Consider the following 22,656-nt stretch of genomic DNA (forward strand, 5'->3'; position numbering starts at 1 on the left):
CGTCATGCCGCAGTCCGCCCCCGCCGCCGCCACCGTCCCCGCCCGCGCCCGCTCCCGGCCGTCGCGAACGCCTGGTCGGGCAACTGCGCGGCCTGTTCGAGAACGTCGCCGGTTTCGACATGAGCGACGCCGACGCGGATACCAACTTCATCGAGCTCGGCCTGGACAGCCTGATGCTGACGCAGGTCGCCGTGCAGCTGCAGAAGACGTTCGAGGTGCCGGTGAACTTCCGCCAGCTCATGGGCGATTGCAGTAGCCTGGATCGCCTCGCGGGCATGCTCGACGCGACGCTGCCGGCCGAAGCCGCGCCGGCGCCCGCGCCCGTGGCGGCCGTGGCCGTAGCGCCGGTCGCCGCCGCACCGGTGGTGGCGATGGCGCCCGTCGCGCTGCCCGCGCTGGACGGCGGCAACGACTTCACGCGCCAGGTCATCGCGCAGCAGATGCAGCTGATGGCGCAGCAGTTGGCGCTGCTCTCCGGCGGCGTAGCAGCGCCGGCGGCTGTTCCGGTTGCTGCTGCGCCGGTCGCCGCCGCTCCCGCGCCGGCCGCCGCCGCGCCTGCGCCGCAGCCCGTCGCGCCGCCGAAGCCCGCCGAAGGCGAGGAAGACACCGGCGCCGTGCAGCAGAAGTACGACGTGAAGAAGGCCTTCGGTGCCATCGCGCGCATCGAGAGCCAGGTCGACACCGACCTGTCGCCGCAGCAGAAGGCCAAGCTCGACGCCTTCATGGATCGCTACGTCGCCCGCACGCGCAAGTCGAAGGAGTACACGCAGGCCCATCGGGCGCAGCTGGCCGATCCGCGCGTGGTCAACGGCTTCCGTCCGCTGACGAAGGAGATCGTCTACCAGATCGTCGTCGAGCGTTCGAAGGGTTCGCGCGTGTTCGACATCGACGGCAACGAGTACGTCGATGCGCTCAACGGCTTCGGCATGAGCCTGTTCGGCTGGCAGCCGGACTTCGTGCTCGATGCGGTGCGGCACCAGCTCGACAAGGGCTACGAGATCGGCCCGCAGCATCCGGTCGCCGGCGACGTCGCGCAGCTCGTGTGCGAACTCACCGGCCACGATCGCGCCGCGCTGTGCAACACCGGTTCGGAAGCCGTGCTCGGCGCGTTGCGCATCGCGCGCACCATCACCGCACGCAGCACGGTGGTGCTGTTCACCGGCTCCTACCACGGCATCGTCGATGAAGTGATCGTGCGCGGCACCAAGTCGCTGCGCGCCGTGCCGGCCGCGCCGGGCATCCTGCGCAACACCGCCGAGAACGTGCTGGTGCTCGATTACGGCACGCCGGAGGCGATGGAGATCATCAAGTCGCGCATCCACGAGATCGCCGCGGTGCTCGTCGAACCCGTGCAGAGCCGCCGCCTGGACTTCCGTCCGGTCGACTTCCTCAAGGAACTGCGCCAGCTCACGCAGGACAACGGCGCGCTGCTGATCTTCGACGAAGTGGTCACCGGCTTCCGCTCGAACCCGGGCGGCGTGCAGGCGATCTTCGGCATCAAGGCCGACATCGCGACCTACGGCAAGGTCGTCGGCGGCGGCTTCCCCATCGGCGTGATCGCCGGCAAGCGCGAGTACATGGACGCGCTGGACGGCGGCCACTGGCAGTACGGCGACGATTCGGTGCCCACCGTCGGCGTGACGTACTTCGCCGGCACGTTCGTGCGCCATCCGCTCGCGCTGGTGGCGGCGAAGGCGGTGCTCGAGCACTTCAAGGCCGATGGCGGCGAACTGCAGAAGCGCCTCAACGCGAAGGCCGAAGCGCTGGCCGCGGACATCAACGCCTATTGCGCCGACGTCGGTGCGCCGGTGTCGGTGAAGCAGTACGCGTCGGTGTGGAAGACGCACTGGCACGAGGCGCATCCGCTGCAGGACCTGCTGTTCGCGTCGATGCGCATGCGCGGCATCCACATCCTCGACAATTTCCCGTGCTTCATCACCACCGCGCACAGCGACGAGGACATCGCGCGAATCGCCGCCGCCTTCAAGGATGCGGTGGCCGAACTGCAGGACATGGAACTGCTTCCGCGTCGTGCCGCGACGCCGAAGACGGTAATGGACGCCAGCAAGCCCGTCGTGCCCGGCGCGCGACTTGGCCGCGAACCGGATGGCACGCCCGCGTGGTTCGTGCCGAACCCGGAGCAGCCGGGCAAGTACATGAAGGTGAGCGCATGAATGCAGCCGCATCGGACAAAGGCCTGTTTCCCGGCGCCGTGCCCGAGGACCCGACGGTCGACTACGATCCGTTCGCCGAAGGCACGCTGTCGCGCGTAGCGCCCACCACCGAACCGCAGCGCGAAGTCTGGCTCGCCGACCAGCTCGGCGTGGATGCATCGCTGGCGTACAACGAATCGATCTCGCTGGATTTCCGCGGCGAGCTCGACGCCGACGCGCTGCGCGATGCGTTGCGTGGTCTGGTCGCGCGCCACGACATCCTGCGCGCGAACTTCGGACCGGACGGCCGCACGCTGTGCGTCAACGACGAGCGCGAAATCGACCTCGCGTTGATCGACCTGGCGTTGCTGGACGATGCCGAGCGCAACGCGCGCGTGGTCGCGCACGCGCGCGAGGTCGTGGAAACGCCGTTCGATCTGGACCACGGCGCGCTGTTCCGCGCCGACCTGCTGCGCCTCGCAGAAGGTCATCATCATCTCGTGCTCATCGCGCACCACATCGTGTGCGATGGCTGGTCGTGGTGGGTGATCGTGCGCGAACTGGCCACGCTCTACTCGCAGGCGGTAGGCCATGCGGCGCAGGCGCTTCCGCCCGCCGAATCCTTCGCCGACTACGCGCTGGCCGAAGCCGAACATCCGCAGGGCGCAACGTATCGCAGCGATGAAGCGTACTGGCTGTCGCGCTTCGCCGATGGCGGGCCGATCCTCGATCTTCCGACCGACCGCGCGCGTCCAACCCGCCGCACGTTCCCGTCGATCCGCGAGGATCATCTCCTCGACAACGATCTCGTCGCCGCCGTGCGCCGCCTCGGCGCGCGCCAGGGCGCGAGCCTGTTCGCGACGCTGCTCGCCGGTTTCGCCGGGCTGCTGTCGCGCCTGACCTCGCAGAACGACGTGGTCATCGGCATTCCCGCCGCCGGGCAGTCGGTGGATGGCCACGACCACCTCGTCGGCCATTGCGTGAACCTGCTGCCGCTCCGCTTTGAACTCGACCACGCGCAGCCTTTCGAGCAGGCGCTCGGCGGCGCGCAGTCCACGCTGCTGGACGCCATCGAACACCAGCGCTACACCTTCGGCACGCTGCTGAAGAAGCTGTCGCTGCAGCGCGATCCCGCGCGGCTGCCGCTGTGCAGCGTGATGTTCAACATCGACCAGGCGATGGATCAGGAAAGCACCGGCTTCCACGGCCTGGGCATGCGCCTGATCACCAACCCGCGCAGTTACGAGAACTTCGAACTGTTCGTCAACGCCGTGCAGGTGCAGGGCGGCATGCGGCTGGAATGCCAGTACAACACCGACCTGTTCGACAACGCGACGATCCGCCGCTGGATGGCCGCGTACGAAACGCTGCTGCGCGAGGCCGTCGCGCGCCCGGACCTGCCGTTCGGCCGGTTGTCCGTGGTGTCGGAAAATGCGCGTGCGGAGCTGCAGGCGTTGCAGCCAGCGCCAGTGCCGTTCGATCGCGAATGCCGCATGCACGATGTGTTCGAACGCCAGTGCGACCGCACGCCTGACCGCATCGCCGTCGAATTCAACGACGAGCACGTGCGCTATGACGAACTCGAAGCGCGCGCCAATCGCATCGCGCACCTGCTTCGTGCGCGTGGCGTGCATCGCGGTTCGCTGGTCGGCCTCGTGCTCGATCGCGGCGTGGACATGCTCGCAGGGCTGCTCGGCGTGCTGAAGGCCGGCGCCGGTTACGTGCCGCTCGACCCTAATTTCCCGGCCGAACGCCTCTCGTACATGGCCAGCGACGCGGGCCTGGCCGCGTTGCTGACGACGACCAAGTACGCCGACCACTTCGATCTGCGCGGCCGCCCGGTGCTTGCGCTCGACACGTTGCAGGAGGAACTCGCATCGCTGCCGACCTCGCGCATCGGTCGCGACGACGGCGCGGCGCAGCCGGAATCGGTCGCCTACGTCATCTACACCTCCGGTTCGACTGGTCGCCCGAAAGGCGTGCAGGTGCCGCACCGCGCGGTCAGCAATTTCCTGTCGAGCATGGCGAAGGAACCGGGCCTTGGCGCGGACGACCGCCTCGTTGCGGTGACGACGCTGTCGTTCGACATCGCCGTGCTCGAACTGCTGCTGCCGCTGAGCGTGGGCGCGCGTGTCGTGCTCGCCGATCGTGTCACCGCCGCCGACGGCGTCGCGCTCAAGGCGCTGATCGCCAGCAGCGGCGCGACCGTGATGCAGGCGACGCCGGCCTCGTGGCGGCTTCTGCTCGACGCGGAATGGAAGGGTGATTCGACGTTCAAGATCCTGTGCGGCGGTGAAGCGTTGCCGCCGGACCTCGCATCGCAATTGCTCACGCGCTGCGGCTCGCTGTGGAACGTGTACGGTCCGACCGAAACGACGGTGTGGTCGACGTGCTCGCGCGTGACGTCGGCGTCCGACATCCACATCGGTCGTCCGATCGACAACACGCAGGTGTGGATCCTCGATCCGCGCGGCGAGCTGTGCCCGCTTGGCGTGCCGGGCGAGATCTGGATCGGCGGCGATGGCGTGACGCTCGGTTATCTCGATCGCGCGGAACTGACGGCCGAGCGCTTCGTGGCCGATCCCTTCGCGATGTCGAAGGACGCGCTGCTGTATCGCACGGGCGATCGCGGCCGCTGGCGTGCGGACGGCGTGCTCGAACACCAGGGACGCCTGGATTTCCAGGTGAAGGTGCGCGGTTACCGAATCGAACTGGGCGAGATCGAAGCACTGCTCGCGGCGCATGCGCAGGTCGCGCGCGCGGTCGTGGTCGCGCGAGAGGATCGCCCCGGCGACGTGCGTCTGGTGGCGTACGTGGTGGGCGAGGGCGGTGCACTCGACGAAGCGGCGCTCGTGTCGTACCTCAAGGGGTCGCTGCCCGATTACATGATCCCGCAGCACATCCTGTTCCTCGATGCGATCCCGCTGCTGCCCAACGGCAAGATCGACCGCAAATCGCTGCCTGCGCCCGACCTGACCGTGAAGCTGGCCGGCGAACGCGTCGCGCCGCGCAATGCGCTGGAACGCACGATCGCCGATGCCATGGCGAAAGTCCTTGGCGTCGCGGAAGTCGGCGTCGACGATGATTTCTTCTCGCTAGGCGGGCATTCGCTGCTCGCCGCGCAGCTGACTTCGCGCATCAACAAGGAACTGGGCATCACGCTGTCGCTGCGTGCGCTGTTCGACGGCCCGACCGTCGCCAAGCTTGCGCGGATGGTGCAGGGCATGGACGGCGAGGCGCTGCCTGCGCGCGAGCCGATCAAGCCGCTCGCCGATCGCACGCGCGGGCCGATGTCGGTCATGCAGGAACGGCTGTACCTGCTCGAACAGTTCAACCCCGGCCAGATCACCTACAACACGCCCAGCGCGCATCGCCTGCGCGGGCCGCTGCAGCTGGAGGCCTTCCAGGCGGCGCTGAACGCGATGATCCAGCGCCAGAGCGTGCTGCGCACGACGATCGGGCTCATCGACGGCGAGCCCATGCAGATCGTGCACGACGTGGTCGATGTCGACATCACCGACGTCGTCGACGTGAGCCATCTCCCCAAGGACGAACGCGAGGCGGAAGTCTCCCGCCGCATGGACGCGCTCATCCAGACGCCGTTCGAACTCGACCGCGCACCGCTGATCCGCTCGCGCCTGTTCCGCCTCGGGCCGGAAGAGCACGTGTGGTTCTTCATGACACATCACCTGATCTGGGACGGCTGGTCGTTCGACCTGATGTACACCGACATGGCCGAGCTCTACGCCGCGGAGCTGGAGAAGCGCGAGCCGAAGCTGCCGGAACTGACGGTGACGTACGCGGATTTCTCCGCGTGGCACCGCGACTGGCTCCAGGGGCCGGAATACGCGAAGCAGCTGGCGTTCTGGCGCGAGCGGCTGGGCGGCGTCGGGCACGCGATCGAAGCGCTCCCGACCGACCTGCCGCGTCGTCCGGGCATGTCGGGGCGCGGCGTCACGCATCGCATCACGGTGGCCAACGACGTGACCGCGGCGCTGCACGAGACCGCGCGCAAGGTCGACGCGACGCTGTACATGGTGCTGCTCACCGCGTACTTCGCGCTGATCAGCCGCACGTCGAACCTGCGTGAGCTGATCGTCGGCACGCCCGTGCGCGGGCGCAATACGGCCGAAGTCGAGAACCTGATGGGGTACTTCACCAGCCTGCTGCCGCTTCGCATGGAGATCGATCCGTCGATGACCTTCGCGCAGGCCGTGAAGCAGGTGAAGGACGTCGTGCTCGACAGCTTCGTGCATCCGGACATCCGCCTGGAAGACCTGGTGCGCGAGCTCAGCGTGCGCAGCCGCGAAGGCGGCGCAGTGCTGTATCACGCGCTGTTCTCGTTCCAGGACATCCGCCAGCGCATGTGCGAATGGGGGCCGCTCACGCACGAGCGCTATCCGGTGTTCCAGACCGCATCCACGCAGGATCTGGGCCTGTGGTTCGTCGAACAGGACACGGGCCTGTCCGGCGGCTTCATCTACAACGCCGACATCTTCCTGGACGAAACCGCCGCGCTGCTGCGCGATCGCTACGTCGCGGTGCTGAAGGCGCTCGGCCGAGATCCGTCGCTCACGCTGGAGCAGATCACGCAGTTCGACGACGGCCAGGCGTTGCGCTTCGGTCGCACGCTTGAAACAGCGGTAGACGCGCCAGCGGAGCCCGCGACCGCGACGGCCGAACAGATCGACGAGCCGCTGGACGAACTCGGCCTGCAACTGCTCGAGATCTGGCGCGACCTGCTGCGCAAGCCGGACATCGGCGCGGACGATGACTTCTTCTCGCTCGGCGGGCATTCGCTGCAGGCCGTGCAGATGTTCCATCGATTCAACAAGCAGACCGGCGTCAACCTGCCGCTGGCGACGCTGCTTACCGCGCGCACAGTGCGTGCGTTGGCACGCGAGTACCAGCGCGTGAGCAACGACATCCACGCGCATGGCGACGACGCACGTCCCGATCCATGGGCGCCGCTGGTGCCGATCCGCCCGCACGGCGAAGGCGCACCGCTGTTCCTCGTGCATGCGGTGGGCGGCAACGTGCTGAACTACCGTCCGCTCGCCGAGGCGATGCCGGCTGGCATTCCGGTGTACGGCCTGCAGGCGCTCGGTCTGGACGGGCGCACCGCACCGCTGGACAGCGTCGAGAAGATGGCCGAACGCTACGTGCGCGAGATCCGCAGCGTGCAGCCGCACGGCCCGTATCATCTGGCCGGCGGTTCGATGGGGGGCATCATCGCCTTTGAGATGGCGCAGCAGCTGATGGCCGCCGGCGAAACCGTCGGCATGCTCGGCCTGGTCGATACCTCGGCGGAGTTCGGCATCCGCTATCGCGCGCAGGCGCAGAGCGGCCTCTCCGGTCGCGTGCGGCGGCTGCATCGCCGCATGCAGGGGCAGACGCTGGGCGAGCGCATCGCGACGCTCGGCGGCGTCGTCGGCGGGCGCCTGCAGGCGTCGAAGCTTCGCCAGCAGGCGCAGCAGGCACGCGACGCGGGTGAGGAACTGCCGCACAACGTGCGCTACGCCGAGCTCGAAGCCACGCACATGCGTGCGTACGTGAAGTACTTCGTCAAGCCGTATGCCGGCGGCATCGTGCTGTTCCGCGCCGACAACCAGCCGCCGGAGCTCAGCGCCAAGCCGAAGCTTGGCTGGGAAGCGATGTGCGGGAACGTGCATGTCGTGCCGATTCCGGGCGATCACCAGGGCATGATCGAATCGCCGGCGCTGGTGGCGAAGCTCGCCGCGGCAATCCTGAGCGCGCAGGGGCGCGGCGAACCCGCGCCTTCGGTGGAGAAGGCGGATGCGCCGGAGAACGATGCCGTCGCCGACCACGACCCGCGCGCGACCTACCTGCGCGAGTTGTGGAAGGAGCTGCTCGGCGTCGACGTCCGCGCGCAGGACAACTTCTTCGACCTCGGCGGCAACTCGATGCTCGCCGTGCAGATGTCCAGCCGCGTGGCGAAGGACACCGGCGTGCGCATCCAGCTGATGCGGCTGGCGGCGACGAACCTGGCGCAGATCGCCGCGGACCTGCCGATGAACATTGCGCGCGAGGAGCGCAGCGGCATGGGGTCGCGCATGGCACGCACGATGAAGCGCCTGCTGCGCACGCCGGGGACGGTCGAATGAGCGCGCCGTTCTTTTTCGGTGCGCCCGGACGCAACCTGTTCGGCCTGTTGCACGGGCGCGAGGACGCGAACGCCGAATCGAACCAGGCGCTGCTGCTGTGCGCGCCACTGCTGCAGGATGGCATCCGCAGCCATCGTTCGCTGTGGTCGCTCGCGCAGACGGTGGGGCAGTACGGCATTCCCGCGCTGACGTTCGACTGGTACGGAACGGGTGATTCGGGCGGCCAGGACATCGAGCTCAGCCTGCCGGGCATGCTCGACGACCTGGAACGTGCATCGACCGAACTGCTGCGTCGGGGTGAAGTGGACAGCGTGCAGTTCCTCGCGCTGCGAAGCGCGGCGTTGCCGCTGCTCGCCGCGCTGGAACGCCGCGTCGATCCGGTCGACGTCGTGCTGTGGGATCCGCAACTGGTCGGCGCGACGCTCGTGGCCTCGTGGAGAGAGCAACATCGTCAGCAACTGCATGGCAGCGGCCGCTACGTGAACGTCACGCACGACTCCGACGACAGTGAACTGCTGGGTTTCGGCGTCACCGACGCGTTGCTCGACGCATTGTCCGCACTCGATGCCGCGCACTTGAAGCTGCCGCGCGGCAGCCGCGTGCGCATGGCGGTGTGGGAAATGGACGAGGAAATCGATCGCTTCGCGCGCGAGCAACGCGCCGGCGGCGTGTCGGTGGAAGCGGTGCTGCTCGACGAAGGCGAGCGTCCCGAATGGAACGTGCCGTCGCGTTTCGGCGGCCAGGTATTCCCGCGTCGCGCGGTCGCCCAGCTCGCGCAGCGCATGACCGCACAGGTGCCGTGGTGAACCTGCAACTCGACGAGAAGGCGCTGGAAGGCCGCACGGAGGTCGCACGCGCGCATACTCACGCGGCGACGCACGCGCGTGATGCGTTCACCGAGACCGCGCATGGATTCGGCGACGGCCTCGTCGGCGTGGTCACGCGGCCGCACGGCGACGTGTCGAAGGTCGGCGTGCTGCTGCTCAATGCAGGGCTGACACGCCACACCGGTCCGTTCCGCATGCACGTCGAACTAGCGCGCATGCTCGCGGCGCTGGGCTTCGCGGTATTGCGTTTCGACCAGTCCGGCCTCGGCGACAGCGCGCTGCCGGGCAAGGCCGCGGGCGAGCGTCGCCAGCGCGAGATCGACGCCGCGATGCGCGTGCTCACGCACGAAACCGGTGCGGAGCGGTTCGTCCTGTGCGGCCTGTGCTCGGGCGCCGACGACGCGTTCCATGTCGGCGCCGTCGATGCGCGCGTGGCCGGCGCGATCCTGCTGGACGGTGTGGCGTATCCGACGCCGGGCTTCTGGGTTCGGCATGTCGTGCCGCGATTGTTCGACGTCGGAAAGGTGCTGCGTTTCCTGATGTCGCGCCGCAATCCCGCACCGTCGCTGTCGGATTTCCGCGACTGGCCCGAACGCGCGCAGGCACGCGGCATGCTCTCGGAAATGGTCGCGCGCGACGTTCGCCTGCTGTTCGTCTTCACCGGTGGCGCGTACCACTATTTCAACCATCGCGCGCAGCTGGCCGCGAGCCTCGGGCGCGCCGCGCAGGAGAAGCAGGTGAGCCTGGAGTTCTGGCGCGAATACGACCACACCTTCTTCCTTCGCAAGCATCGCGGCGTGCTGTTCAAGCGCATCGCCGCGTGGATGCAGGCCGAATTCGGCGCGCGGACGCCCTGAAATGAGCAACGGCACCCCCGGTCTGGCCCGGCATTACCTGCGCTACTCCACCGCCAACCTGCTGGTGATGATGGCGGGGCGTGGTGTCGTTCCCGCTGCTCACGCGGCTGCTGGACAACACGCAGTACGGCATCCTCGGCTATTACGAAACCTGGGTACTGATGGCGGTGGCCGTCGCCAAGCTCGGCGCGCAGCATTCGATCCAGCGCTTCTATCCGCACGGTGGCGACGAGGAGCGCATGCGTTCGTTCGCCACGAACCTGTTCTACCTGCCGATGATCGGATCGCTCGCGTTGTGGGCGTTCGTCGGTGCGGTGGTAATAGTGCACGGCTACGTGACCGGCGATGGTCATTCGCCCGTGTTCTGGATGGCGCTGGTGATGACGCCGATGCTGGTGTATTCCAGCCTCGTCGAAACCGTACTGCGTGTGACGGAACAGTCGCGCACGGTGATGCTCACGCGCGTTGCCTGGCGCTGGCTGCAACTGGCCCTGATGCTCGGCGCGGTGCTGGCGGTGCAGCACACCGCGGCGGCGGCGTATGGCGGAAAGCTGCTCGCCGTGGTGGTGGGCATGGCGTTCTACTTCGGCTGGGCGCGCCGCAACCTGCATTTCGCGCGCAGCCGCATGGATGCGGCCGAACTGCGCCAGTCGTTCGCCTACGGCATGCCGCTGGTGGCGACGGAGATCCTCGCCGTGGCGTTGGTGTCGGTCGACCGCATCATGCTCAAGAACCTGTCGGGCGACTTCGCGGTGGTGGGCATCTACAGCGTCGGCGCGGCGCTGGCGATGCAGGTGCACATGTTCATGAACCTCACCGTGTTCGAGTCGTTCACGCCCGCCGCGAACCGCGTGTTCACCACCGACGGCGCCGCAGCCGTGCGCGCGCTCAAGCGCACGATGCTGATGCCGATGACCTACGCCGCGATCGGCGTCGCCATCCTGCTGTGGACGCTGGGCACGGACCTGATCATCGCGCTCAGCGGCGCGGGAAAGGCGCAATCGGGCCCGGTGTTCGAACTGATGGGGGCGATGAACGCGATCCTGCCGGTCATGCTGGTGTGCGGCTTCGGCCTCGTGTTGGAGCGACGTACGAAAACGGTGCTAGCACTGATGTGCCTCGCGGTGGCGGTCAACGCAGCGCTGAACTGGTTCTGGATCCCGGCGTACGGCGTGATGGGCGCGGCGTACGCGACGTTGGTGAGCTCGGCGGTGTCGAGCCTGGCGGCGTGCGTGATGGTGGATCGTTCACTGCGACAGTTCCCGGATGCGAAGACGCTGACCACGGTCGTTTTCGCCGCCATCGCCGCGCTGCTCGGCGAATGGGTCACGGTGCAGCTGTCGCTGCGTCCGGGATGGCAGCGGATGCTCGTCGGGGGAATGCTGATCGGCACGCCGTATCTGGTGGTGCTGCTGGCGCTCGATGGACGCCTGCGGGCGATGCTGTATCCGAAGCTGCGTGCGGTTGAGCGGCGGATTGGCGAAGGGGCGGTGGGGTAGGCGCCGCGGGTTGCCTGGGCTTTCGGCATTCCCTCGCCGGAAAAACGCTTCAACCGTCATCCCGGCGAAAGCCGGGACCCAGGCCCGTAATGTTCGGGCACTCTCGTCCCAAGTGGCGGTGTCGGGCTCGCGCTTTTGATTTCGCCTTACGCCTTTGATCTCCCAGCGACTTAAAGCGAGCCGAGCACCGGAGCCGGAAAAGGGCGAAGAGTCGCCCGCTGTTTGAGCGCAGCGAGTTCGGGCGACGTCCCTTTTCCGGTGAGGAGCGCAGGGCACCGCCGCGTAGCGGCGGCTCGCGTCAGGAGCGAATGGTTTTGGTTACTTTTGCCAAGACAAAAGTAACCCGCTCGTTCACGAGCGGAAGCTGTTGATCTTGCTTTCGCTTCGATCGCCCAGATCCCGCTTCGCGGGAGTAACCGTTCACCGCGGAGACAAAAATGGATTCCAGCTTTCGCTGGAATGACGACGGGTGTTGTTCACCGCTCCGGGGTGCCCCGACGCTGCGGGCCTGGGTCCCGGCCATCGCCGGGATGACGGTGATGTGGGTCGTCGCGCCCGAAGAGCCCGGCGTGGCGAGCTTGCGCGTCGGCCGCCGTCGAGATTGACGGCGTTGAATTGCAGATGCGTGGACGACGAATCGACGAGAGGGTCAACCCTCACCCCACCTTCCGCCCCCGATGCTTCCGCATCGCCGCCGCCACGCCGGCGGTGAGCAGCGACGCCACCGCGATCGTCCCGATCATCCAGCCCGAAGACTGCGTCGGCGTCACGGCACCAGACGACGTACCGTCGATGGCCGGTCCATCGCCAGCATCCGACGAGGCGGCCTTCGACGCCTCGGGCGTCGCGCCCGCAGCAGGCGCGGCAGCCGCAGTTCCGCCCTGGTACTCGACTGCGCCGATGTCGGCCGCCGCACCCATCGGTCGTGACTGGCGCAGGAAGTCCGACGTCACGCTCGTGTTCTGCGTTGCATGGTCGATCAGCGGGCTGCCAGCCAGCGGCGCGGGATCGAACGTCGCCATGTCGCTGCTGGCGATCTTCGGTTCGCGTCCGCACACGTTGCCGGGCGGGCACATATCGTCCTTGACGTCCCAGAACGCGTTGCCCGCGAAGCTCACCACCGCCGTGCTGTCGTCGGCGTAATGACCGCAGCTGCGCATGTCGCCGTCGCTGGCGGTGACGTCCTTCTGGCCGATCAGCGCGTTGTTGTAGATGTCCACGCGCGAGGTCGCGTTGCCGCCGGCGGTGAGGATCAGGCAGTCGCCTTCGCCGGTGATGGTGTTGTGGCGCACCGTCGCGGTCTGCTTCGGGCCCACGCCGATCGAGAGCGCGTTGCCGTATGCGCGGCACATGTCGCCGTCGCTCATGTCGTATTTCTTGTGGAAGTACGCGCACTGGCCGACGATCACCGAGTTCTCGATCAGCGCGTTGCCTGCGGTCTTCACCTGGTTGCCGGCGTTCGCCGCGGCATAGACACGACGCACGACGACCGTCGCCGTCTTCGATTCGTCGGTGTACAGCAGGTCGAGGCCGTCGGACGTGTTGTGGTGGATGCGCGAGTCCTCCACCAGCCAGTGGCCGTCGGTCTTGCCGGTGCCCAGGCCGTCGCCGTAGCCGCCTTCCTCCTGCGCCCAGCACGCGTAGGGCTCGCCGGTCTGCCAGCGTTCGGCGCAGCCGTTCCACGCGATTTCCACGTTGCGGAACACGATGTCGCCGTCGTTCGAGCTCTCGCCTTCGCCGACGTCGCCGTCCCAGCCCGCCCAGCCGTTGGCGTGGATGCGCACGCGTTCGATGGTCCAGTCGCGTAGCCCGCCGGCCATCACGCCGCGGCCCGACAGGCCGTGGATGTTCAGGTCATGCAGCCAGACGTTCTTCGAGCGTTTCGCGCCGATGCCGATCGATGCCCATTGCCCGAACGGCGGCGCGTCGCGCTCGCAGCGCACGTCGTCGTTCGCGTGGAATTCCACGCAGTCGCTCTTGTCGGTGATCTCCAGGCAGCCGACTTCGACGTTGTCGGCGTCCTGCAGGTTGAACACCAGGTCCACGCGGTTGGTGCCCCACAACTTCGGCGGCGCCTTGCAGCCGGTGTCATGGCCGGCGCCGAGGATGCGCGTGCGTTGCTGCGGCGTGCCGCTCGGCGGCGAGGCGGGGTAGCAGTCGTACGGCGAGGAGCGGTCGCAGCGCGTGCTCTTGGTCGAGAGCCCCGGCGACTCCCAGCCGATCATGTATTCGCCCGGTCCGATGATCAGCGTGTCGCCGCCGTCGATGCGCGGGCGATCGTTGGTGGGCAGCGCGTAGTTCGGATGGCTCCACGCGCAATCGACGCTGTTGCCGCTGCCGGGATACGCGGCGTCGGTGCGGCCGTTGCATTGCTCGTCGGTACCGCCGTCGGTGCGTACGTAGTACGTCGTTGCCGAAGCGGTCGACGGCATCGCCCATGGCGCGATCGCGCAGGAAAGCAGCAGGACGAAAGGAAGGCGAAGCCGCAGGATGGCCATGACGTGTTCCGGCGCGGGGAAGGGGACGGGCGCGCGTGCCCGCTACCGTGAAGAACGCGTTGCGCGGCTGCGTGCGGCCTTCTCGCGCGCGTGGCCTGTTCATGCAAGACTGCGGCGCCATGAGCCACCTCCTGCTCTCGCCGATGACCTGGGCCCTGCTGTGGATGGCCGCGGCGTGGCTGACATGGCAGCGCGCACGTGCGTGGTGGCGCGTGGTGTTGATCGTGGCGGGGCTGACCATCGTGGTGCTGTGCACGCCACTCGGCGCGAACCTGCTGATCCGCGCAGTCGAGACCCGCGTGCCCGCATCCGCACGTTGCGGCGCGAACGATGCGGCCGCGCCCATCGTGGTCCTGGCCGGCGGCCTGGAGGACGAGCCCCGCGCGCAGGACGACTACATCGCGCTGACGCCATCGAGCTGGCGCCGCCTGCGCGCCGGCGTCGAACTGTGGCGACGCGGCGCGCCGGTGCCGATGACGATCGCCGGCGGCGGTCCGTTCGCGATCAGCGAGGCCGCGGTGCTCGGGCGGCTCGCGCAGGACTGGGGCGTTCCCGCGCAGCGGTTGCACGAGGAGACGCAGTCGGCCAACACGTGGGAAAGCGCGATGGCGCTGCGCGGATCCCTGCCACCGCGGGTGCGCGTGGTGAGTTCGGCGACGCACCTGCCGCGCGCGCTCGTGGCGTTCGAGGCAGCGGGCTTCACGCCGTGCATGGTCGCGAGCGATTCGCTGTATGTCCCGATGGGGAGCGTCGGCTACTTCCTGCCGCAGCTGTCGGCGATGCAGAAGACGCAGATCGCGTTGTACGAGCTGCTGGGCGAGGCGAGTTACCGGTGGCGGGCGCGTCGAGAGCCCACGACTACGCCTCGATAGCCCCCAGATCCGCCAACGCCGCGCGCACCGGCCGCACGTTGCCATTGAGCAGCGGCTCGTACGCACGCAGCAGGCGTGCGCCGATGGCCTCCCAGCCGTATTCGTCCTCGGCCAGGCGTCGCGCCTCGATGCCCAGTTCCGCCACGCGTACGGGCGAATCCAGCAACGACAGCACGGCGTCGGCGAACGCCTGCGCATCGTCGGCATACAGCGCACTCCGATCGTGTCGAAGCGCGATGCCTTCGCTGCCGATGCTCGTGGTGACGATCGCCTTGCCCAGCGCCATCGCCTCCAGCACCTTCAGGCGCGTGCCGCTGCCCGCGCGCAACGGCACGACATAGACCGACGCGTCGTGCACGTGCGGACGCAGATCGTCGACGAAACCGGCGAGGTCCACGTTCGCGCGCACCGCTTCAGGTATCTCGAAACCGTCGGCCTTGCCGACCAGCGCGAAACGCGTGCCGGGCCGGCGCGCGAGGATGCGGGGGAAAACATCGCGCAGGAACCAATCCACGCCGTCGCGATTCGGGAACCAGCCCATCTGGCCGACGAACACCAGCCGGTCCGGATCCGGCGCGTGCGCGGCAGGGTGGTTGGTTTCCAGATCGACGCCGTTGGCGACCACGTGCACGGTGCAGTCGGGCACCAGCTCGCGCAGGCCCTGCGCATCGACATCGGAACACGCCAGCACCGCATCGGCGCGTTCGCAGGCGCGGCGCTCGAAGGCTTCAAGCTTGCCGACCTGGCTGCCGAGGAAACGCCGCGCCCATCCGCGCGTCTCGATACGTGCGCGTGTGGCGAGCAGGCGGTGTTCGACGTTGTGCGCGTTGAGCGTGACGGGCACGCCTTCGGGCACGCAGTCCGCGTGCGCGATCAGGGGCAGCATGTCGAAGTGGACGAGGTCGGCATCGCGCGCGAGTGCGCGCAGGCGCTCCCGCAGCGCAGTCGAGTCGTACTTGGCGACGAGGAAAGGTGTCGGCGTCAGCGTGCCGCGCAGGAGGGCGCGTGCGAGCGCGCCGCGCGAACGTTCGGCCGGAATGCGGAAGGTTTCCACGCGCGTCATCGCCGCATGCAGCGGTGCGGCTTCGGCGGGAAGGTCGTCGTTGCGCTGGAAGCTCAGCAGCGTGACCTCGTGCTTCGACGCGAGCGCGCGCAGCACGTGCCAGGCGCGCAGCTGGTGGCCCTCGCGCGGCGGGAAGGGGAGGCGGCTGGTCAGTGCGAGGATGCGGGCCATCAGTGCTTCTTCCACAACCGCGACGGGTCCATCGCCAGCGAAGCGGGCAACGACAGCAGCGCGGCGAAGTTCAACATCACGAAACTGCTGGCCGCCGGCAGCAGTGGCAGGCGCGCGGCGATGCGCGGCACCAACAGTCCGCCGAGCGCGCCGGCGTAGGCGAGCAATTGCAGGCCGAACAACGTGCGATAGAGCGCGCCACCCGCGAACGCACTCGCCGCCAGCGCGACCAGCAGCGCCCACGGCACCAGCAGGCGCAGGACCTTGTGCGAGAACCACGCGAAGAACACGGGATTGGCGAACGGATTGGCCAGCCACGGCAGCCGCTTGATCAGCTGCCAGTTCCCGGCGAGCGTGCGCAGCTTGCGCTGGAATTCCTCGTCGACGCTGTGGCTCGCGCGATCGAACGCGAGCGCCTCCCGCGCCATCCACACGCGATGACCGGATCGCAGCACCTGCAGCGGCATCCACATGTCGTCGAGCACGGTGCCGGCGGGAATCGCCACGAACAACGCGCGGCGCAGCGCGTGGATCGAGCCGCTGACGCCGTGCAGCCAGCCCAGGCGCGCTTCATCCGAACGCAGGCGCTTTTCCATGCGCCAGTACAGACCGACGCCTTCGCCGGTGCCGTGGTCGGCGGCGGCGATCACCAGCTCGCCGCTCACCGCGCCGACCGATGGATCGGCAAACGGCGCGCACAACGCACGCAGCGCGCCGGGCGAGAAGCGTTGGCGCACGTCGGTAAACGCCACCAGCGGTGTGTCGGCCTGGCGCATCGCGATGGTGAGTGCCGCGGCCTTGCCGACGTTGTGCGGAAGATCGAGAACGCGCACGCGTTCATCGTCGACGGCCGCCGCGGCGCGGGCGGTGCCGTCGCGACTGCCGTCGCTGACGACCAGCACCTGCAGGCGATCGGCCGGGTAGTCCTGTTCGAGGATGTCGCGCACACGCGCGGCGATACGCGCTTCCTCGTCGAAGGCTGCGACGACGACGGTGACGTGTTCGCAGTCCGCGTCATCCTGGAACGGCGCATGCCCGTAGCGCCGCGCGAGCACTGCTGCCAGCAGCGGATAGCCCGCGTACGCCCACGCGACCAGCGCGATGCACAGCCAGAAGAGCACCGCGGCGCTCACAGCAGGCGCTCGCGCAGGCGCTGGTAGCCGTCGTTGCCGAGCACGCGCTTGGGTAGCGCGAGCGCGGCATGCCGCGCCTGCATCCAGCGTGCGGGCAACCCGCGCCAGTGCACCAGCGCGGCGAAATCGTCGAGCGAGAGGTTGCGCGTGACGGGCAACCGCTGCAGCCACGTATCGGCGCGGCGGCGCTTGTTCGGACCCGGAACCGAACCGAGCAGATGCCGGTAACCCAGCTGTTGCGCGGCCAGCAGCTCGCGTTCGCCGCCGCGCCCGCCGGGCAGTGCGAGCGAGTCGATCGGCCGGCCGCAGATCTGTTGCAGCCGGCACCGGCTGTCGTCGAGTTCCGCCGTGAGGTCGGCAAGATCGAGATCGGACAGGAACGAATGCGTGCGCCCGTGCGAGCCGATGCCCATGCCGTTGGCGGCGAGGCGACGGATGTCGTCGGGCGCGAGCATGCCGCACTGGCCGATGAAATCGGTGGTGACGAAGAACTCCGCGCGCAGGCCGCGCTCGAGCAGCAGCGGCATCGCGATCTCGACGTTTGACACATCGCCATCGTCGAAGGTGATGATCACGTCGCGCGTGTTGCTTCCCGAGAGCGCGTCTTCGAGCAGCGGCGCGCGGTGGCCCTGCTGCACCAGCCAGTCGAGCTGCCGCGCGAACATCTCCGGATGCACGCTGTAGACGGGATCGAAGCGGCCGCGCGAGGATTCCTCGCGATGCAGGCCGTGGTACATCAGGATCGGCAGCGTTCCCATGACGGTGCCCTCACGATTGCGATGTCATGCCGCGCGCAGCCCGCGCAACCAGCCGAGCATCCCGCTCGTTTCGCTGAAGAACAGCGCCTTCGACAGGCGCCCCGACGGCGACTGGAAGCGTTCTTCGTGCACGTTGAAGCGGAGCAGGCGGTACGGATCGGCGCCGGGGCGGTTCACGCCCTCGATCGACGTCGTCGCCGTCGCGAAGCCCGCGTCGCGCACCAGGCGCACGTCGCGGTCGCTGAAATCGCCGCGGCCGCCGTTCGGATAGGCGAAGTGGCGTGGCGCGTGGCCGAGTTCGGCGGCGATGCTCGCGCTGGAAAGGCCGATCTCCTCGCTCGCCGCGGCATCGTCCAGGCGGCTCAGGATCGCGTGGCTGCAGGTGTGGCCGCCGATTTCGACGCCGCCATCGGCCAGTCGCCGGACGTCGCCCCAGTCGAGCATTTCGCGGTCTTCATGCGGCAGCGGGCGAGGGCGCGCCTGTTCGCAGACGTGGTCGATCCAGGCTTCCAGTTCGGCCGGCTCGAGCGTCTTCAGGCGCGGCGGAAGCAACTGGTACAGGCGATTGCGGTCGTCGCGCAGCGACAGGTCGAAATGGCCGAGCCCCAGGCCGCCCAGGTCGATCTGGTCGCGGCTGCGCGATTCCACCGCGTGCACGAGGCGATAGGCCCAGATCGGCTCGCCGCCGATATGGCCGGTCGCGACGTACACCACCGCCGGCACCGGGCCGTCGAGGTTCGCGTCGATCAGGCCGAGGTTGTCGCGATACCCGTCGTCGAAGGTGAGCGCGTAATGGATCTTCTGCGCGCGCTCGGGCGAAAGCGCGCGCAGGCCGTCGTCGAGCCCGACCAGTGCGCCGCTCGACCGCAGCCACGCCAGCATCTGCCGTAGTTGCCGGCGCGAGACGCTGAGCGGGAACGGGTCGTGGTCGTCGCGCAGGCGATGCAGCATCAGGATGACCAGCCCCGCACCGCTGAGGCGGCGGTACAGGCCGTCCAGCCCGCTGTAATGGCTGCACAGCGCGAGCGAGTAGCGCAGCCAGGCGCGAAACAGGGCGGTCATCGTGCGGAATCCTCTGGCGGCAGGTGGCGCGCCTTCATGACCAGGCCCATGTAGGCCCAGAAATAGGCGATTACCGGGTAATACGTGAAACGGTCGCCAAACAGGTTGGCGATGACCATCGACACCCACGCGCCCATCATTCCCAGTGCCAGGGCGTATCGCCAGGTGCCGGTCCGCGCCTCCCGGACCTCGCGCATCGCCGTTCGCAGCACCGCCAGCAGGATGCCCAGCAGCGTGATCGCGCCGAACACGCCGCCTTCGCTGAGCGTGCGGATGTAGAGGTTGTGCGTGTCGCGGCCGTAGGGGTTGATCTCGCGATGGTGGAAGGTGTGGTAGCCCGTTCCGACGACGGGATTGCGCAGGAAGTTGGCCCACGCGATCTTCCAGTATTCGATGCGCAGCTCGGTGCTCTCGTCGCGCTTGCCTTCTTCCACCGTCGTGCTGTCGAAGCGCTCGACCACCGACTTGGGCAGCACTGCCGGCGCGATCACCACCGCAAGGCAGAGCGGCAGGATCAGCTTCAGCCGGCCGCGCCAGACCATGATCACCACCACCATGCCCATGATCAGGCTGATGTAGGCGGTGCGCGAATACGCGTAGAGCACGCCGAGGATCATGCAGGCGATGCCGCCCATCAGCACGATCTTCCACTTGCGCGACAACCGGCACGCGAGCAGCAAGGCGAACAGCACCACGGCGACCGTCACGCAGAACGCGGCGAATTCGTTGGCGCCCAGGAGTGCGAAGGTTCCGCTGATGCGCAGGTCGTCGGTGTAGTGCGTGCTGGCGACGCTGCGGTGCTGGTTCCACACGACTTTCGCGATGTACGGCAACGGCAGCAGCGTGGCGAACACGACCATGCGCACGCCGTTCCAGTCGCGCACGCTCATCTGCACGACGTACACCACGAACAGCCCGACCATGTGGTCCTTGAGCTGGTTGAAGTGGTTGGTCGGGTCGTCCACGAAGTGGAAGCCGACCAGCAGCGACAGCGTCATGTAGACCGCGTACACCGTCGTCCACGTGTTGACGGGCTCGTTCGGCGCGAGCTTGCCGCCCTGCGCCATCGCCGTGAACAGCGAGATCAGGAACATCACGTTGAGGAAGTTGAAACCACCGCCGATGTTGGGCAGGTAACCGGCGGTTATGTTCTGCAGCGGCAGCAGGATCAGGAACAGGTAGAGCGCCCAGTTGCGCGGCGCACGCGTGGTCGCGCGTGCGGTCGGCTGCGCCGCAGCGGCCGAACCCGGCACCACGGGAAGCCGCGTGCGCGTGGCCGCCGGCATCGCGCCGCGCAGCGCCTTGGCTGCGAGCGGGAAGCGCGAACCGCCCGCGTCAGGATGCGCGCCGCGCATGGCGTGCCTCCAGCAGTTCGCGATAGAGCGTGACGTACGCGGCGGCCATCGCCTGCGCGCTGTGGCGTTCGCGCACGAAGTCGCGAGCGGCGATGTCGCGCGCGCGGGGCGTGGTGACGGCGGCTTCCAGTGCGGACTCCAATGCCACCGCATCGCCGGGCGGTACCGTGCGTCCGTGCGCGCTGCGTTCGAGCAGGCGCGGAATGTCGCCGACGGCGCTGGCGATCACCGGCACCTCGCAGGCCATCGCTTCGAGCACGACCAGCGGCATGCCTTCGGTAAGCGACGGCAGCACGAGGTGGTCGGTCAGCGTGTAGATCGCGGGCATGTCGTGGCGCATGCCGAGGAAGCGGACGCGCCCGTTCAGGGCGAGCTCGCCGGCGAGCGTTTCGAGCGCTTCGCGCTCCGGACCGTCACCGACAATCAGCAGCACCGCATGCGGATGACGCGACGCCACCGGCGCGAACGCGCGCAGCAGCATCGCGAGGTTTTTCTCGCTCGAAAGGCGCGCGACGGCGGAAAACACATGCGCGTCCGGCGCGATGCGCAGTTGCGCGCGCAGGGCCGACGCGGCGACCTCGTCGCGCACCGGGCATTCGATGCCGTTGTCGACGTGGCGGATGCGCGAACGCGGCACGCCGGCGCGTGCGAGACGGTCGATCTGCTCGGAAGCGACCACGACGAGCGCGTCGAAACGGCGGAGCAGGGCGAGTTCCAGCCGCGTGTAGAGGCGCAGCGCGGTCGAGCCCTCGACCCAGCCGTGCAGCGTCGCGACCAGGGGGGCGGGCTGTCCGGAATGATGTTCGCGACGCGTCGCCAGCCAGGCGTAGAACGCGCTCTTGTAATCGTGTACGTGCACGACCGGCGGCGTGCCGGTGCGGCCGCGCGCGGCGCCGATCTGGGCCGACAGCGCGCCGATCGTCGCGGCATCCACGCGCCCGCGGCAGGGCAGCAGCACGGCGTCCTGCCCGCTCGACGAGGCGACGTCGTGCAACGCCTGTTCGTGCATGCGGTAGTTGTTGATGCTCAGCAGGCGACCGCGCGCGCCGCCGCGATCGAGCGCGCGATTGAGCGCAAGCACGACGCGATCGGCGCCGTACAGCCCCGCGCTGGAGCGCACCTGCAACGCGAACGGGCGCGACTGGCTCATGGCGCGCTCACTCGCGCCCCAGCAGGCGGTGATAGAGGCGGTCGAACGCGAGCACCATCGAATCCAGCGAAAACTCGCGTTCGATGCGTGAGCGCGCCGCGAGCCCCATGCGACGTCGCGCGTGAGGCGACTGCGCCAGCCATTGCAGCGATGCGGCCAGCGAGATCGGATCCAGCGGCGGCACCAGCAGGCCGGTCTGTTCGTGCTGCACCAGGTGCAGGTTCCCGCCGACGGCGGTCGCGACCACCGGCAGTCCGCACGCCATCGCTTCGAGGATGGCGTTGGACATGCCTTCGCTCGACGAACACAGCACCAACGCGTCCATTGCAGGCAGCAGGTCGGCGACGTCGTCGCGGAAACTGAGCAGGAGCACCTCGTCGCCAAGGCCCAGTTCGGCGATCTTCGCCTGGATTTCCGGCAGGCCCGGGCCATCGCCGACCAGCAGCAGCCGAGCCTGCGGCACGTGGCGACGCATGCTGGCGAACGCCTCCAGCAGGTCGACGTGACGCTTCACCGGCGTGATGCGCGCGACGCAACCAAACACGATGGCGTCGGCGTCCAGTCCAAGCACGGCGCGCGCATCGAGCCGGCGCCGCAACGTAGCCGGTGCGTAGTGGCGCGTGTCCACGCCGTTGGGAATCCACGTCATGCGCAGCGGATCGAGGCGCTCGCATTGCGCCAGCCCCGACAGGATCTGCCGCGCCGGCGCGACCACGGTGTCGAACCGCGGATTGAGCCAGCGGAACGCGTGCTGCAGCTTGGGGCTCTTCTTGAAGCCCATGTCGCGCCGGTTCGAGATGTACACCGTACCGGGCAGGCGCGGCAGCAGCGCGTTGAGCACGTCGGCTTTCTCGTGCTGCGACTGCACCACGTCGAAGCGCTCCCGGCGCAGCATCGACGACAGTTCGCGATACGCACGCAATCCCGAGCGGTCGTACACGGCGTGCACCGGCAGCGACATCATGCGCAGGTGGGGCTGCGTCAGCAGGTGGCGGCCGTGGTTGCCCGGCATGTCCTGCTCGTGCAGCTGCACCAGCGTGATGCGGTATGCATCGGCGGGCAGGCGCGTGGCGAGGTTCTGCAGGAAACGTTCGCTGCCGCCCGGCGCGAGCACGGGCGTGTCGGTCACCAGC

The 22,656-nt window shown here is 68.4% G+C and carries 14 protein-coding genes; 6 read left to right on the top strand and 8 right to left on the bottom strand.

Going from position 1 to position 22,656, the window contains the following annotated elements; all coding sequences use genetic code 11:
- Positions 1–119 precede the first annotated feature (119 nt).
- The 5 genes from ABIE51_RS07860 (at position 120) to ABIE51_RS07880 (ending at position 11,461) form a co-directional block, all read left to right on the top strand.
- Positions 120–2,174: an aminotransferase class III-fold pyridoxal phosphate-dependent enzyme gene (locus tag ABIE51_RS07860; protein WP_354503780.1), complete on the top strand. Its 2,055-nt coding sequence runs from the start codon at positions 120–122 to the stop codon at positions 2,172–2,174.
- Positions 2,171–8,278, top strand: a complete 6,108-nt coding sequence (locus tag ABIE51_RS07865) for a non-ribosomal peptide synthetase (protein WP_192630305.1) — start codon at positions 2,171–2,173, stop codon at positions 8,276–8,278. Before ABIE51_RS07860 ends, ABIE51_RS07865 begins: the two co-directional genes overlap by 4 nt.
- On the top strand, positions 8,275–9,084 hold the full coding sequence (locus tag ABIE51_RS07870; protein ID WP_192630306.1) for an alpha/beta hydrolase family protein: 810 nt from the start codon (positions 8,275–8,277) through the stop codon (positions 9,082–9,084). Before ABIE51_RS07865 ends, ABIE51_RS07870 begins: the two co-directional genes overlap by 4 nt.
- Positions 9,081–9,962, top strand: coding sequence for an alpha/beta hydrolase family protein (locus ABIE51_RS07875; RefSeq protein ID WP_192630307.1), 882 nt, complete (start codon positions 9,081–9,083; stop codon positions 9,960–9,962). The genes ABIE51_RS07870 and ABIE51_RS07875 overlap by 4 nt, the downstream gene beginning before the upstream one ends.
- Positions 9,963–10,045: 83 nt before the next feature.
- Positions 10,046–11,461, top strand: coding sequence for an oligosaccharide flippase family protein (locus tag ABIE51_RS07880; RefSeq protein WP_354503783.1), 1,416 nt, complete (start codon positions 10,046–10,048; stop codon positions 11,459–11,461).
- Between the two features lie 656 nt (positions 11,462–12,117).
- Here ABIE51_RS07880 and ABIE51_RS07885 read toward each other — a convergent pair.
- On the bottom strand, positions 12,118–13,959 hold the full coding sequence (locus ABIE51_RS07885) for a choice-of-anchor Q domain-containing protein (protein WP_192630309.1): 1,842 nt from the start codon (positions 13,957–13,959) through the stop codon (positions 12,118–12,120).
- 119 nt (positions 13,960–14,078) lie between these two features.
- Between ABIE51_RS07885 and ABIE51_RS07890 the strand changes: the two genes are divergently transcribed.
- Complete coding sequence (locus tag ABIE51_RS07890; RefSeq protein WP_192630310.1) at positions 14,079–14,831, top strand: YdcF family protein; 753 nt, start codon at positions 14,079–14,081, stop codon at positions 14,829–14,831.
- Here the strand turns inward: ABIE51_RS07890 and ABIE51_RS07895 are convergent.
- Genes ABIE51_RS07895 through ABIE51_RS07925 form a run of 7 tightly spaced genes read right to left on the bottom strand, consistent with a single transcriptional unit; the run spans position 14,818 to position 22,652 of the window.
- Complete coding sequence (locus ABIE51_RS07895) at positions 14,818–16,065, bottom strand: glycosyltransferase family 4 protein (protein ID WP_192630311.1); 1,248 nt, start codon at positions 16,063–16,065, stop codon at positions 14,818–14,820. The two genes, ABIE51_RS07890 and ABIE51_RS07895, sit on opposite strands and share 14 nt — an antisense overlap.
- Positions 16,065–17,198, bottom strand: coding sequence for a glycosyltransferase family 2 protein (locus tag ABIE51_RS07900; RefSeq protein WP_192630312.1), 1,134 nt, complete (start codon positions 17,196–17,198; stop codon positions 16,065–16,067). Before ABIE51_RS07900 ends, ABIE51_RS07895 begins: the two co-directional genes overlap by 1 nt.
- Positions 17,195–17,956: a polysaccharide deacetylase family protein gene (locus tag ABIE51_RS07905; RefSeq protein ID WP_192630313.1), complete on the bottom strand. Its 762-nt coding sequence runs from the start codon at positions 17,954–17,956 to the stop codon at positions 17,195–17,197. Before ABIE51_RS07905 ends, ABIE51_RS07900 begins: the two co-directional genes overlap by 4 nt.
- A 24-nt stretch (positions 17,957–17,980) precedes the next feature.
- Positions 17,981–19,018: a polysaccharide deacetylase family protein gene (locus ABIE51_RS07910; RefSeq protein ID WP_192630314.1), complete on the bottom strand. Its 1,038-nt coding sequence runs from the start codon at positions 19,016–19,018 to the stop codon at positions 17,981–17,983.
- Complete coding sequence (locus tag ABIE51_RS07915) at positions 19,015–20,373, bottom strand: O-antigen ligase family protein (RefSeq protein WP_192630315.1); 1,359 nt, start codon at positions 20,371–20,373, stop codon at positions 19,015–19,017. Before ABIE51_RS07915 ends, ABIE51_RS07910 begins: the two co-directional genes overlap by 4 nt.
- The gene (locus ABIE51_RS07920; RefSeq protein WP_192630316.1) at positions 20,354–21,523 is read right to left on the bottom strand and encodes a glycosyltransferase; all 1,170 of its coding nucleotides are present in this window, start codon (positions 21,521–21,523) and stop codon (positions 20,354–20,356) included. The genes ABIE51_RS07915 and ABIE51_RS07920 overlap by 20 nt, the downstream gene beginning before the upstream one ends.
- Positions 21,524–21,530: 7 nt before the next feature.
- The gene (locus ABIE51_RS07925) at positions 21,531–22,652 is read right to left on the bottom strand and encodes a glycosyltransferase (protein WP_192630317.1); all 1,122 of its coding nucleotides are present in this window, start codon (positions 22,650–22,652) and stop codon (positions 21,531–21,533) included.
- Between the last annotated feature and the right edge of the window lie 4 nt (positions 22,653–22,656).

Source organism: Lysobacter sp. OAE881 (genome assembly GCF_040546665.1).
Taxonomy (GTDB): Bacteria; Pseudomonadota; Gammaproteobacteria; order Xanthomonadales; family Xanthomonadaceae; genus Lysobacter_J; species Lysobacter_J soli.

What these genes read in the sequence shown, in the direction of transcription:
- ABIE51_RS07910 (WP_192630314.1), bottom strand. Translation starts at nt 19,018, where the DNA reads ATGACCGCCCTGTTTCGCGCCTGGCTGCGCTACTCGCTCGCGCTGTGC.
- ABIE51_RS07860 (WP_354503780.1), top strand. Translation starts at nt 120, where the DNA reads ATGAGCGACGCCGACGCGGATACCAACTTCATCGAGCTCGGCCTGGAC.
- ABIE51_RS07915 (WP_192630315.1), bottom strand. Translation starts at nt 20,373, where the DNA reads ATGCGCGGCGCGCATCCTGACGCGGGCGGTTCGCGCTTCCCGCTCGCA.
- ABIE51_RS07920 (WP_192630316.1), bottom strand. Translation starts at nt 21,523, where the DNA reads ATGAGCCAGTCGCGCCCGTTCGCGTTGCAGGTGCGCTCCAGCGCGGGG.
- ABIE51_RS07890 (WP_192630310.1), top strand. Translation starts at nt 14,079, where the DNA reads ATGAGCCACCTCCTGCTCTCGCCGATGACCTGGGCCCTGCTGTGGATG.
- ABIE51_RS07905 (WP_192630313.1), bottom strand. Translation starts at nt 17,956, where the DNA reads ATGGGAACGCTGCCGATCCTGATGTACCACGGCCTGCATCGCGAGGAA.
- ABIE51_RS07885 (WP_192630309.1), bottom strand. Translation starts at nt 13,959, where the DNA reads ATGGCCATCCTGCGGCTTCGCCTTCCTTTCGTCCTGCTGCTTTCCTGC.
- ABIE51_RS07865 (WP_192630305.1), top strand. Translation starts at nt 2,171, where the DNA reads ATGAATGCAGCCGCATCGGACAAAGGCCTGTTTCCCGGCGCCGTGCCC.
- ABIE51_RS07870 (WP_192630306.1), top strand. Translation starts at nt 8,275, where the DNA reads ATGAGCGCGCCGTTCTTTTTCGGTGCGCCCGGACGCAACCTGTTCGGC.
- ABIE51_RS07895 (WP_192630311.1), bottom strand. Translation starts at nt 16,065, where the DNA reads ATGGCCCGCATCCTCGCACTGACCAGCCGCCTCCCCTTCCCGCCGCGC.